Origin of the sequence: Persicitalea jodogahamensis, from assembly GCF_014651615.1 — a bacterium.
Lineage (GTDB): Bacteria > Bacteroidota > Bacteroidia > Cytophagales > Spirosomataceae > Persicitalea > Persicitalea jodogahamensis.
On sequence record NZ_BMXF01000001.1, the window covers coordinates 135,003 to 147,451 of the forward strand.

General features: G+C 51.3%; 13 protein-coding genes. 4 read left to right on the forward strand and 9 right to left on the reverse strand.

The genetic code is table 11. The annotated features are described in order from the left end of the window. Positions 1-1,080, forward strand: coding sequence for a chorismate synthase (aroC, locus tag IE117_RS00615; protein WP_189562386.1), 1,080 nt, complete (start codon positions 1-3; stop codon positions 1,078-1,080). Here aroC and IE117_RS00620 read toward each other — a convergent pair. Continuing rightward, the gene (locus IE117_RS00620) at positions 1,077-1,271 is read right to left on the reverse strand and encodes a hypothetical protein (RefSeq protein ID WP_189562388.1); all 195 of its coding nucleotides are present in this window, start codon (positions 1,269-1,271) and stop codon (positions 1,077-1,079) included. The genes aroC and IE117_RS00620 overlap by 4 nt on opposite strands. Before the next feature lie 49 nt (positions 1,272-1,320). Between IE117_RS00620 and IE117_RS00625 the strand changes: the two genes are divergently transcribed. Next, a complete protein-coding gene (locus IE117_RS00625) occupies positions 1,321-2,286 on the forward strand; it encodes an FAD:protein FMN transferase (RefSeq protein ID WP_229580103.1) in 966 nt (321 codons plus the stop codon). Positions 2,287-2,383: 97 nt separating this feature from the next. Here IE117_RS00625 and IE117_RS00630 read toward each other — a convergent pair whose 3' ends face one another. The 8 genes from IE117_RS00630 to IE117_RS00660 form a co-directional block, all read right to left on the reverse strand. Continuing rightward, the gene (locus IE117_RS00630; RefSeq protein ID WP_189562389.1) at positions 2,384-2,992 is read right to left on the reverse strand and encodes a hypothetical protein; all 609 of its coding nucleotides are present in this window, start codon (positions 2,990-2,992) and stop codon (positions 2,384-2,386) included. Beyond that, positions 2,979-4,850 carry a zinc-dependent metalloprotease gene (locus tag IE117_RS00635; RefSeq protein ID WP_189562391.1) on the reverse strand — a complete coding sequence of 624 codons (1,872 nt, stop codon included), beginning with the start codon at positions 4,848-4,850 and terminating at the stop codon, positions 2,979-2,981. The genes IE117_RS00630 and IE117_RS00635 overlap by 14 nt, the downstream gene beginning before the upstream one ends. 262 nt (positions 4,851-5,112) lie before the next feature. Continuing rightward, positions 5,113-5,814 (reverse strand): hypothetical protein, encoded by a 702-nt coding sequence (locus tag IE117_RS00640; protein ID WP_189562393.1) that lies wholly within the window; start codon positions 5,812-5,814, stop codon positions 5,113-5,115. A 26-nt stretch (positions 5,815-5,840) separates the two neighbouring features. After that, positions 5,841-6,548, reverse strand: a complete 708-nt coding sequence (locus tag IE117_RS00645; protein WP_189562395.1) for a hypothetical protein — start codon at positions 6,546-6,548, stop codon at positions 5,841-5,843. 75 nt (positions 6,549-6,623) lie between these two features. After that, a complete protein-coding gene (locus IE117_RS26640) occupies positions 6,624-6,692 on the reverse strand; it encodes a hypothetical protein (RefSeq protein ID WP_510186714.1) in 69 nt (22 codons plus the stop codon). After that, on the reverse strand, positions 6,674-6,898 hold the full coding sequence (locus tag IE117_RS00650; RefSeq protein ID WP_189562397.1) for a hypothetical protein: 225 nt from the start codon (positions 6,896-6,898) through the stop codon (positions 6,674-6,676). The genes IE117_RS26640 and IE117_RS00650 overlap by 19 nt, the downstream gene beginning before the upstream one ends. A gap of 177 nt (positions 6,899-7,075) precedes the next feature. After that, complete coding sequence (locus tag IE117_RS00655; RefSeq protein ID WP_189562399.1) at positions 7,076-8,413, reverse strand: Gfo/Idh/MocA family protein; 1,338 nt, start codon at positions 8,411-8,413, stop codon at positions 7,076-7,078. A gap of 200 nt (positions 8,414-8,613) precedes the next feature. Next, a complete protein-coding gene (locus IE117_RS00660; RefSeq protein WP_189562400.1) occupies positions 8,614-9,603 on the reverse strand; it encodes a formylglycine-generating enzyme family protein in 990 nt (329 codons plus the stop codon). Positions 9,604-9,887: 284 nt separating this feature from the next. On the opposite strand from IE117_RS00660, the gene IE117_RS00665 reads away from it, so the two are divergent. After that, positions 9,888-11,390 (forward strand): sugar ABC transporter ATP-binding protein, encoded by a 1,503-nt coding sequence (locus IE117_RS00665; RefSeq protein ID WP_189562402.1) that lies wholly within the window; start codon positions 9,888-9,890, stop codon positions 11,388-11,390. 61 nt (positions 11,391-11,451) lie between these two features. Continuing rightward, positions 11,452-12,432 carry an ABC transporter permease gene (locus tag IE117_RS00670; protein WP_189562404.1) on the forward strand — a complete coding sequence of 327 codons (981 nt, stop codon included), beginning with the start codon at positions 11,452-11,454 and terminating at the stop codon, positions 12,430-12,432. Positions 12,433-12,449 lie beyond the last annotated feature (17 nt).

Below are 12,449 nucleotides of genomic sequence, written 5' to 3' on the forward strand. Positions count from 1 at the left end.
ATGAGTAGTACCTACGGTAAAATTTTGAAAATAGCGACCTTCGGCGAGTCACATGGCGTTGGGATCGGTGTAGTGCTGGAGGGCTGTCCAGCGGGAATCGACTTCGACGAGGCATTTATTCAGAGCGAGCTCGACCGGCGTAAACCTGGCCAGTCGCGAATCACGACGCAACGGAAGGAAGCCGACGAGTTTGAGGTAATGTCGGGCATATTCGAAGGGAAAACTACTGGAACACCCATTGCTCTCATCATCCGCAACCAGGACCAGCGCAGCAAGGATTACTCTCACATCGCTACCCAATATCGTCCTTCTCATGCCGACTATACCTACCAGGCCAAGTATGGCACCCGCGACTACCGGGGTGGGGGGCGCAGCTCGGCCCGAGAAACGGCTGCCCGCGTTGCCGCCGGAGCCGTGGCCAAGATGATCTTAAAAAAGGTTGGTGTTCAGGTGCAGGCTTACGTTTCGCAAGTGGGCAAAATGAAGCTGGAGAAAGACTACCAGCAACTACAATTGGAAAACGCCGAGGCAAATGCCGTGCGCTGGCCTGAACCCGAAACCGCGCAGGGCGTATTCGACTACATCGATCAGGTACGCAAGGAAGGAGATTCCATAGGCGGCGTAGTTTCCTGTATTATCACAGGTTCACCCGTTGGATTAGGGGAGCCGGTATTTGATAAACTGCACGCCGAATTGGGCAAAGCTATGCTGAGTATAAATGCCGTAAAAGGATTTGAGTACGGCAGCGGCTTTGCGGGTGTCGAGATGCGGGGCTCGGAACATAACGATGCTTTCTTCACCGATGAAAACGGGAAAGTACATACCAGAACCAATCATTCGGGTGGAGTACAGGGCGGTATTTCCAACGGAGAAGATATTTATTTTCGCGTCGCCTTTAAGCCTGTGGCTACCATTATGCAGAATCAGGAAAGTCTTAATGAGGCCGGTGAAACCGTAACCGTGCAGGGAAAGGGAAGACATGACCCCTGTGTTGTACCTCGCGCAGTACCCATTGTGGAAGCGATGGCTGCGTTGGTCATGGCTGACTTCTACCTGCGACACCAGGCCAGTCGGGTTTAATCTCGACGGGATTTGCGGCGGCGATACAGGCTGAGGACAAACCACACGGTCCCGAGGAATTCCAGGACCAGGCCCCCCAGCATGATATAATTGCCGGACGGCAGACGCTGTGTTTTCATGAAAACGCCCGTCAGCACGACCATCATCCCAATGGCCAGGATTAGTATTGCATTGAATACAGTCAGTTTCACCCGTTTCGGGTCTTGTGGTAAAATGGGAAGGAGCAGCCTCCGCTTTTTTTTGAATATAAGTATAATCCTGATTCCAATCTACTTGCCAACTTCGGGCTTTGGACAGGAAAAGCGCTACGAATTCGAGAAGGGGCTAATGGGCTCGCCTTTTCGGTTGGTGTTTTATGCCAAAAATGATTCCGTAGCCGACGAAGCCGCCCATCGGGCCTTTGGCCGCATCGAGCAGCTCAACGATTTATTGAGCGACTACCGCGACGGCAGCGAGATTAACCGTCTGTCGGCCACTTCCGGGAGCGGCCAATGGATCGCCGTAAGTGATGATTTGTTCAGGATTCTTTCTATTTCCAAAAAAGTAAGCCGCCGTACGGGCGGTACGTTCGACGTAACCATCGGCCCGGTAGTCCAACTCTGGCGGCGGGCTATACGACGCAACGAGTTCCCAACCGAAGCCGAACTAAAAGTAGCGCGGCGAGCAGTCGGTTACCGTTTTGTCAAACTACGCTGCCGTTCGCAATCGGTCAGGCTTATCCGCTCCGGTATGCGGCTGGATGTGGGCGGCATCGGGAAAGGGTACGCCGCCGACGAAGCCGTGAAACTGCTGGAAAATCTCGGGATAACATCCGTGCTGATCGACGCCGGAGGGGACATTACGCTGGCCCAGCCACCGCCCGGTAGGAAAGCCTGGGAAATCAGCGTCGGTTCCGGGGATTCTACCGTATCGATGCCGCTCGCCCAGGCGGGCGTTGCCACCTCGGGGGCCACCTACCGCTACCTGGAACACGAAGGCGTCCGCTACTCGCACATTGTCGATCCCGAGACGGGCGTCGGCTTACGCTTCCATGTGCGCACGACCGTCATCGCGCCGAACGGTACTTTGGCTGACGCTTTGGCTACGGCTGTCAGCGTGGGGGGAATCCGGCGTAGCCGAAAAATCCTCCGCCGATTTCCGGGCGTGCAGGTGTGGCTGCTGGAAACGGAAGGAGGGAAAACCCGCGAATGGAGGACGCTGGAATGAAAAACCTGCCTTCTTCTCCTCATTCCCGCCTGAAGATGAAGCTGAACTTCCCGTTTTTGATCACCAGCGTGTCGGCCAGCGGCAGAGGGTAGCCCAATCAGGAAGTTTTTCGGCTGAACCCCACGCTGAATTCACCATTGGACAGCACCAGTGTGTCAGATAGCGGAATGGGTATGTGTTTGTTGACCCCTGACCGCACCACCTTGATATGGAAGCGGCCCCGCAGTTGCCGCTTTTCTGCATCGAAGTGCGTTACTTCCAAGTAGTTGGCCGGGTCTTTGGCCAAATCATACACCGCGATGCTGGTGATGTCGATAGGGCGAGCTACCTCGGGCTGTTCCTCTATGTTGACATATACCCTAAGACTGTCAGCTTGCCTACAGGGGACCTCGTAAGGAAAGTAGCTAGTCAAAGGGTAGCTCTTAACTAATGTGGGAATACTGAGGTACACTGCGAGCAAAGCTCCGTCAAACACAGGCTTGGTCAAAGTCAGCCACACAATGTCAAAACCGCACGAGAAACTGTCGTTATTTGATAGGGCCAGAAGCAGTTGTTTATTAGGTTTTTCCGCTACTACGCTCTGCTGATACCTCACCCCGTTGATCTCCATCGAGAAATTCATGGGCATCACATCCGGTTCGCTAGGGTGGCAGCCATCGGCTGCTAATCCTAAAACGAGGAACAAAATAAGGTTAATGGGTTTCATGGCGATAGACGGCTTTATACGTTTTTACCTTATTTGGAGTTTGTACGCGAATGAGGTATTCACCATCGGGCAGGGCATATTTATCCAATGGAACAATCTGTCGATGCTGGCCCCGTTCCATCTTTTGGCTGATAGGACGGGCTATCAGAGTTCCGGCAATGCCATATATATCAATAGATACATTGCCTGCTTCGGTCAATTCTAAATCGACCTTAGCGAAACTACTGACGGGGTTAGGGTATAAGGTACCCTCCTGAAATTCCTTCTCTGTATTGTCAACGACTGCATTTTCCACTACTCCCACCCGGTAGGGGTTATTGTCATCCACCCATACTTGATGGGTAGACTGTTTGGTCTGGTTATCCGCCGAAGTGACTGTCAGCTTGATGTAATGCCAGTGATTACCGTTATGATAAAGATGCGTATTGAAAAATTCTCCTGTTCCAAGCACCGACCCATAATTAAACCCATCTGTAGAAACTTGCCATTGGTAAGAGTACGGGTCAGACCCACAACTCGTTATCGCCTCGAAGGTGTACATATGGTAAGCAATGCCGCTATAAGTACCGTCGATGTAGGTACTCAGTACATTCGGCTCGGGGCGAAAGTTCTTGACGCCTCCTGCGTAGGTGCTCATTACTTGAGTATTATTGCTAGTTGCATCGCCCATTACATAACCATTGTATGTCTTATTAGGGTTTGAATAAGCAATTGCTAAGTTGCTATTTGTGGATGCGCTAGCTACCAGTGTCTTGTATGTATTATTATTTGGCCCACCAAATACCTTGGCTTTGGAATAATACAGTCCATAGGCTACGTCTTCATGGTTGCATCCATAGAGATGACTTAACTCGTGCGCAACCACAAGGGGAACAGTGGAATTACCAACGGTTGTAACTATTGCGTAAGCTCTTCCGTTGTGAGGGTGCGCAATATCTTCAGGGTTAGGTACGCCTCCTAACCCATTATAATATTCGTGCGAAATAAGAACCACCAAATCCGCTTTATACGTATCTCTGAGACTTTGAGCAGTAGAGTTATTTGACAAGTTGACGGCATCTGCACGTATATCAGACTGATTACTAGGAGTGTAATTGATTGAAGTTACTCCTGCCAATTGTGCGTAACCCAAGGAGTTATTAACACTGCTGGCTGATATAGCTTGGTTAAGTATATCAATCGAATTGTAGGCGTAAGAAGTTGCAGTAGATGATCCGATAAATGTGTCGTGTAGGAATAAAACTCGAATGTTACTTGTACATGCATCCACACGAGCGTTAGCTAAGGATTTTCTGCCGGTGTTGTTTGGTATTTGTTCAGATAGTAGGGGAGGATTACCAGATGTCTGCTCCAACCCGCAAAAATTTTCGCTGCTCTCCGCATTGTTGCTTTTCACCAGAAGCTGGCCTTCCTCGGCCAAGTCGAAAATCTCGTAGGTTGATTCAAACCCTTGGATGAGTCCGCCTTTTCGGCCCTCATGGCTCGAGAAGAGGACAGTAAGCAGAGTGTTTTCCACTTTGCCAGCTACGATGTAGTTTTTTTCATCGTGATATTCGATTCTATCCAGTGCAACTCTGATCGCCTCCTCGCTTCCTGGCAGAGTGAGTGTAATTGTATTATCTCGCACAGCATTTTTGATAGAATTGATGCGGATCAGATAGGACGTGACATTCTTATCTTCGGTCAACTCACTAGCAGTTTGCCTATGCTTCGCTGGTAGCTGTTCGAGCAGCTTGCTTGAGTAAGAAATCAGCTCGGAGGACAAGTCCTGCGCGGCAGCTTCATTAAGGAGGCTGCTGGCTATAATCGCGGCAAGAGCCAACAAACGGGTAAGCAGAAAGGTGGAGCACTTCTTCATACACCAGTCGATTGAGTTAATAGAAAAATTCAGGCCTGCCTGAGAATCAATTGACTCCAAGCCAGATGGTTCGGAATTTCCGATCTGACAAAAGAAAGGAATGGATCAACTTGAAACAATTACTGAATGGTAACTTTTGCTCAGCAAATGGTAACTTTTCGTATCAGGGTTCTCGATAGCCTCTAATCGACCTGGAATGCTGAAAAAAAAATGCCGATGAATGGGATTCGCACGGGAGTGCTTGCCAAAATCGAATTAGCCCTCACTCCGTCACCACCAGCTTCTGGGGGAACTCAATGCCGTTGGCAGAGACGGTGTAAGTACCTGGCATAAGGTACTGTACGCTCATGGTCGGAGCCGAAAAGTTAAAAATAAGCTGGTTGATGGCGCTGTTCGAGCAACTGTTCAGGCAGTTGCCATCGGCGTCAAGAAGCGGCCCTACTCCCGTCTCAACATTAGTAAACTTCAATTGTGAAATCCTGGGGTTGGTGTACAGGTTCTCAACGGGTAGGTGCATGACTAATCGGTTTGTCTTTCGGGAAAAAGTGAGCGGAATGGTGCTGTCTAATGCCTTCAGCGGCCCCTGGTTCACGATTTTCACAGCGTACGACCTTCGGTACTTCAAGGAAGAATTCGAGCTTTCCTTGTCCACTACGATCTGCGATTGGGCACCATTGATGTAGCAAGAACAATATGGACCCAGGTTGACCAGCCCATCGGCCGTCAATCCTCCCACCACGCTAGCCCCCTCGTTCAGTTCCAGGACGGGTCTTAAGCCGCCCCGCAGTTCGGTGGGTATCCTTATGTTGATCGTGGACAAGGCGCGGTCGATGGTCACGTTCTGGGCGGGGACGCCCTCGAAGGAAATGGACTTGATGGCAGCCCGGTCGTCAGGGACTTCATCGGGACTGTTACAAGAATGGAGGCCAAGCACGAGCAGCAGTAGGGCGGTTTTTGTTTTCATGGGCGATTGTGTTTTCGTCTCGGCCCTCACTCAGTCACCACCAATTTCTGTGGAAATTCAACGCCGCCCGCAGTCACCTTATAGGTGCCAGGCGTTAGCCTTAGCTCGATTGGAGAGGTTAAGTTGATGAGCAGTTGGTTGGGAGCTTCATCCGAGCAACCGCTCAGGCAGGAGGCATCGGCGTTGACAACCGATCTTAGCCCAGTGGCTACATTGATGAAGTCTATCTGTCTCACCTGTGGATTGGTGTACAGATTCTCGACGGGCAAACTCAACCGAAGCAGCTTAGTTTGGCGGGAAAACACAAACTGAGTGTCGGTTGCGATTGCCTTCATGGGGCCAGTCGGCGGGATTATCCTCAGCCGATAGTAGGTCGTCTTTGCCGCGTTGCCCACTACGATGGCCAGCGTATCCTTATATGTGCCAGCACCGGAAGGGTAGTTGCAGGCACAGTACGAAGAAACGCTGATCGTGCCGTCCGGCAGCAGGCCCCGGACGACGCTTGCCCCGTTGACCAGTTCCAGCACGGGCTTTAGCCCTACCTCCGGCAAGACAGCGGGTAGCTGAACGGTGATGATCGAGGTGCGCGCGTCCAGCCGCACGTTCTGTGCGGGGATTCCCTCGAAGGAGATGGACTTGATAGCGGGCTTGTCGTCCACGACCTCTTGGGGCTTCTTGCAGGCAAAGAGGCAAAGGCCAAGACTGAGCAGCAGTAGGGCTGTTTTTGTTTTCATAATAGTATTGATTTAGTTAAATGCGTATAAAACGAAAAAGGCTTCCTGCCAATCGAGGGCCATGACTTCCTTTTCTCATTTCTTACTCACGATCAGTTTTTTTGTGATGGAGATGTCATTGGCTTTTAACTGGCAGAGGTATATACCTTCTTGTAAGAAAGAAACGTCAATGGGATAAGTAAATGATCTATCTGCATGTAGGAGACACCGTCAAAGGGGTGGACTCCGCGCAGCAGGTGGCGAAGAGCAAAGCGACGGACGCCAAGACGCCCGCCCAGATATTGAAGGGCTTTCAGACTCAGCAGGCTGGCGGCCGTTTCGATAAATGCTTCAATGGGATCGGCTTTCATAGGGTAATACGGCTGAGCACGAAGGGATTATAAAGTTATCTAAGATAAATAAATATTTTAATGAAAACTTTGTTTTTTTATTGAAATATTTTTTCTATCGTGCGAAGCCCTCCGCTTATACCAAAAAAAGCCCGCTTCTCACGAAACGGGCTTTTTTCACCAAGCGATAAATTGACTCTACACTGCGCGGGTCTTGCCAGGCACGGGTACAGGATAGTAGCCGTTCTCGTCGGGCAGTACTTTGGGCATGGCGTCCCAGGCGAGCTTGTCGGGGAAAAGGCTGATATCCGAGTTTAGCGCTTCGTCCCACTTCACTTGCTTGCCGGAATACGTAGCCATACGACCCATGATCGCCGTCATGGTACTTTTGGCGGTGCGCTCGGCATCGGCAAATTTGTACTCTCCCTTGGCGATGGCGTCAAACAATTCGTCGTGTTCGATTTGGTAGGGGTTGCCGTCTCCTTTGGAATCGTGCTTGTATATTTCTTTACCTTTATAATCTTTTAGCACGGTATTATTGTTGGCAAAGCTGTCGATGCGGCCCTTAGTGCCCACGAAAGCCTCATCCACGCGGCTATAAGTACCTTCATAGTGACGGCACTGGCTCGAAATCGTCGTGCCATCGGCATAGACCAAATCCAGGCAATGGTGGTCGAATATTTCGCCGTACTTCTTATCGTCGCGTACCTCGCGACCGCCCGTTCCCTGAATAGTTACGGGGTAGCCGCCCTTGACCCAGTTGGCCACGTCAATATTGTGGACGTGCTGCTCGACAATGTGGTCGCCACACAACCAGTTAAAGTAATACCAGTTACGCATTTGGTATTCCATTTCAGTCATGCTGGGTAAACGGTCTTTTACCCACACGCCACCGCTGATCCAGTACACTTGTCCACCCACGATGTCCCCCAGGGCGCCATCCTCAATGCGCTTGATCGCTTCGCGATAGTTGGGCTGATAGTGGCGCTGAAGGCCTGTCACTACGTTCAGTTTCTTTTTCTTGGCGATCTCGGCTACCTCCAGTACTTTCCTGATGCCGGGAGCATCGGTAGCTACGGGTTTTTCCATGAAAACCTGCTTGCCCTGCTTCACTGCTTCTTCGAAATGGTAAGGCCGGAAGCCAGGAGGTGTTGCCAGAATGACGACATCGGCGAGCGCCATTGCATCTTTGTAAGCCTCAAAGCCCACAAACTTGCGGCTGTCGGGCACGTCCACTTTGGTGGTGCCGTCTACGGTTTTGCCGTTGGCATCTTTATATTTTTTGGAAGTAAGACTCTTGTATGAAGTCTCCAGACGATCACGGAAAGCATCGGCCATCGCTACGATCTTCACGTTCTGTTTGGTGCTGAGGGCCTGCGCCGCTGCGCCGGTTCCGCGGCCGCCACAACCGATCAATGCGACCTTTATAGTGTCATCCACATTACTGTTGAAGCCATAGGACGAGAGCGGACTCAGGGCAATTCCTCCGGCCAGTAGCCCGGAAGCTTTCAGAAATTCACGTCTTTTTTGTTCCATGATTGTTGTTTTTAATGGCAATCGGCAGTCGGCTTTTGGCTCTCAGCTTTTTTACCTCTGGTTATTACGGTTTAAAAATGTAGTTTATTAGAGCAAAGAACGTTTGCTAATCAGTTTACTTATTTGGCTGATTATAAATCGCTTAATTGTACTTCATATTATTAATCCAGTGGCCGAAAGCCGACCGTTGACGGCCCATATCAATAATCCTCAATCAGTTCTGGATTGTAATACGCCTCAATTTCCTCGGGAGTAGGCGTTTTGAAGGGCCGTACCAGACGCATTCCCAGAAAAGAGGCGTTGGTCATCCACCACTCGCTCTTGGGTAGTTGCGGGTCGAGCATCTTCCATTCGGCCGCGGAGGGTGTCCTCGCGGCGGAGCGGGCCACTGCTGCATCATCGTCCCAGGAGCCACCTCTTACGGAGTTGGGGTATAACTCCGTGACGGGTACGTAAGGGTTATCCACTACCCCGTCGGCTTTGGCGTAAAAATCGGGAAGATACTGATCGAGCGTCCATTCCATCACGTTGCCGTGCATATCGTACAATCCCCATGGGTTAGGCTTTTTTGTGCCGACTTTTTTGTAAGTACCACCGCTGTTCTTCTTATACCAGGCGTATTCATCAAGCTTGGCCGGGTCGTCGCCGAACGAGTAGGCTGTTTTAGTACCCGCGCGCGCGGCGTATTCCCACTCTGCCTCGGTAGGCAGGCGGTAAAACACGCCCGTTTTGTCATACAACCATTTGCAAAAATGGATGGCCGAATATTGCGTCATATTGATGGCCGGGTAGCCCGCGCGGCCCATACCGAACGACATATCCACATAGGGAGGGCTGGGGCGGGTGCTGGCGTCGGTCTTGGCTACGCTTTTTTCGTCATCAGGATAGCGTTTTGCCATTTCAGCCTCCATGTTCTTGAAAGAATAGAGATCGAAAAAGTCCCAGGTTACTTCGTACTTGCCCATCCAGAAACCATCTAGCTTCACCGTATGCTGCGGACCTTCATCGGCATTGCGGTTTGCTTCGGAAGCCGGACTGCCCATCGTGAATTCTCCGCCGGGAATGGCTACCATTTCGTATTCCTGGTTGGTACCGGGTATTTTCTGAGCGTAATTGGTGGGTTTGTCTTGAGAAAAAACGCTGGAACTGACAAAAAAAAGAAGTCCGGCGGTAAGGTATTTCAAATTCATGGGGGTAATTGGGAAATGGTACTCGTAGTGTTATTGTGCTGGAAGTAAAATGAATCAATTCCACAAAGTCTTCAAAAGCGGGGCCATTGGCCCGTACTACTATTAGTATAAAGGAGACAGAACCACTAAGGTACCCATAAACAAGGAAAATTTTTGGATTTTGGAGAGAAAATGATCGCTTCGGTTTAAAATTGAGCAGGGGCAAATAGGTAGAGCGTTGCCACATTCGCTTTTTGTAAAAACAAAAATCAATGGCGAATCCGGATTTGCCGTTTTTTCATTTTATGGATAATCAGACAGCCCGCCCGGTACTTGTTGTAAGAGCCCTTTCTAAATCATTTGGCGGCATCAAAGCACTGGACAAAGTTGAATTTACGCTCAATGGGGGCGAAGTACACGCTTTGATGGGCGAAAATGGCGCGGGCAAGTCCACTTTGATGAAAATTCTGATGGGACTGGAGACGGCCGACTCGGGTGAAATCATGCTTGCCGGGAAATCCTGGGAAAACCACGGCGTGCGCGATGCGCTGGACCGGGGAATTTCCATGATTCATCAGGAATTACAGGTAGTCCCGGAGCTAACCGTGGCCGAGAATATCTTCCTGGGTCGCGAAAGTACCCGCTGGTTGCCGGGCTGGCTGGACGATCGGAGCATTTACCAAACAACGAAGCAACTCCTCACTGATCTGGGCGTAGCGCTGGATGCCCACACTAGGATGAAGTACCTGAGCGTGGCCGAAATGCAGATGGTCGAAATCGCCAAGGCCATTTCGTACGATGCCAGAGTGATAATCATGGATGAGCCCACCTCCGCTTTATCCGAAAAAGAAGTGGCTGCACTTTTTGGAATAATAAAAGATTTAAAAGCCAAAGGGGTGTCCATCATTTACATCTCGCACAAGATGGAGGAAATCGCCCAGATTGCCGACACCGTCACGGTACTGCGTGACGGAAAATACGTTGGGACAAAGCCCGCCGCCGAACTGGACCAAAGTACCTTGATTACAATGATGGTTGGGCGCACGATCGATAGTCTTTTTCCCGAGGCGACAGCCGAGAAGGGCGAGGTGGTTCTTTCGGTTAAAAATTTGAGCATTCCCGGCAAATTTCAGGACATTAGTTTCGACCTGCGCGCGGGTGAGGTACTTGGCCTGGCCGGACTCATGGGGGCGGGCCGGACGGAGGTAGCCCGTGCAATCTTCGGGTTGGACCCTTTGGCGGAAGGTGAGATTTTTATAAAAAGTGAAAAGACAACGATCCGGTCGCCGGAGGACGCCATCCGGCACGGCATTGGTTACGTGAGCGAGGATCGCAAGGCCTGGGGCTGTGTTCCGGGCATGTCGGTGCTGCACACGATGACACTGTCAAGTCTGCGCGATCACTTGCGAGGCGGTTTTATCGACGCCGGAAGCGAGAAAGCCGCCGCAAGCCGGATGGCGACGGATCTGCACATCAAAACTGCCGGACTGTCTCAGCAGGTGCTCCAACTCAGCGGCGGCAACCAGCAGAAGGTGCTGATTGGTAAAACTCTGCTTGCCGAACCGGAAATCATTATTTTCGATGAACCCACGCGTGGTATCGACATAGGAGCCAAGCACGAAATCTATAAACTCATCCGTCAGCTTACCGCGCAGGGAATAGCGGTACTGCTTATTTCATCCGAACTACCCGAAGTACTTGGCCTTTGTGACCGGGTGCTGGTATTGGCCGAAGGGCGGCAAACGGCAGTTTTATCGGGGCAAACCATCAGTCAGGAGAAAATCATGAACCACGCCATCCAGCGCTAAACTGACCGCTGTGAACAGGACTTTGACGGAGTCAAGTCATGGCTAAAATGAACTACTTAGTATGAAACAAAAGATTACGACCACGATTCTTCAAGCCAGAAATTCATACAGCACCAGGGTTCGCAGCCTGGGTGTTTTCGGCATTTTGCTGGCCTTCGTGGTTATTTGCGCCGCCCTGGCATTGACGACGCCGCGCTTCCTGACGGTGGGTAACCTGACCATCATCCTCACGCAGGTGTCTATCAACGCTCTGCTGGCTTTCGGGGTTACGTTTGTCATCATCACGGGAGGGATAGACCTGTCGCTGGGGTCGATGGTAGCGGTGACGGGCGTCGCTGCGGCTTTGTTTGCGCATCCCGACACCTACCCGTTGGTTGTGCCCTTGGGAATCGCGCTGGCGGCGGGCGTGGCGATGGGAGGCTTCAATGGCCTGGTCATTACCAGAAGCAAAGTACCCCCTTTCATCGTCACCCTCGGCACGATGACCATCGGGCGCGGATTGGCCCTGATACTGAGTAAAGGGCGGCCTGTTTCCAACCTTTCGGATACGTTTAATTTTATTGGAGGGGGCCAGGTGTTCGGAATTCCTTTTCCCATTATCATTCTGGTTGTGGTTTTTGGGCTTTGTACGCTTTTGCTCAAAAAAACGATTTGGGGGCGCTATATGTATGCCGTAGGCGGCAATGAACAGGCCGCACGAGCGTCGGGAATCTCGGTGGCCAAAGTCAAGATGATCGTTTACACGCTCTGTGGGGCGCTCGCTGCACTGGCGGGTATCGTGCTGACTTCCCGCATCACCACCGGACAACCCAATGCCGGGCAAGGCTTCGAACTCGACGCCATCGCCGCCGCCATCATCGGCGGCACCAGTACCTCGGGCGGCAGCGGCACCATGACCGGGACGCTCATCGGCGCTTTGCTGATCGGGGTGATCAGCAATGGGCTGGATCTGCTCAATGTCACCTCTTATTATCAGGAAGTAGTGATGGGAGTGATCATCATTGGGGCGGTGGTACTTGACGGGTTAAATCGAAAGGGATAAGTAAATCCCTTCCCTTT

Excerpts from the sequence above, each read along its gene's own strand:
- aroC (WP_189562386.1), top strand. The coding sequence starts at position 1 with ATGAGTAGTACCTACGGTAAAATTTTGAAAATAGCGACCTTCGGCGAG.
- IE117_RS00630 (WP_189562389.1), bottom strand. The coding sequence starts at position 2,992 with ATGAAACCCATTAACCTTATTTTGTTCCTCGTTTTAGGATTAGCAGCC.
- IE117_RS00635 (WP_189562391.1), bottom strand. The coding sequence starts at position 4,850 with ATGAAGAAGTGCTCCACCTTTCTGCTTACCCGTTTGTTGGCTCTTGCC.
- IE117_RS00640 (WP_189562393.1), bottom strand. The coding sequence starts at position 5,814 with ATGAAAACAAAAACCGCCCTACTGCTGCTCGTGCTTGGCCTCCATTCT.
- IE117_RS00645 (WP_189562395.1), bottom strand. The coding sequence starts at position 6,548 with ATGAAAACAAAAACAGCCCTACTGCTGCTCAGTCTTGGCCTTTGCCTC.
- IE117_RS00650 (WP_189562397.1), bottom strand. The coding sequence starts at position 6,898 with ATGAAAGCCGATCCCATTGAAGCATTTATCGAAACGGCCGCCAGCCTG.
- IE117_RS00655 (WP_189562399.1), bottom strand. The coding sequence starts at position 8,413 with ATGGAACAAAAAAGACGTGAATTTCTGAAAGCTTCCGGGCTACTGGCC.
- IE117_RS00660 (WP_189562400.1), bottom strand. The coding sequence starts at position 9,603 with ATGAATTTGAAATACCTTACCGCCGGACTTCTTTTTTTTGTCAGTTCC.
- IE117_RS00665 (WP_189562402.1), top strand. The coding sequence starts at position 9,888 with ATGGATAATCAGACAGCCCGCCCGGTACTTGTTGTAAGAGCCCTTTCT.
- IE117_RS00670 (WP_189562404.1), top strand. The coding sequence starts at position 11,452 with ATGAAACAAAAGATTACGACCACGATTCTTCAAGCCAGAAATTCATAC.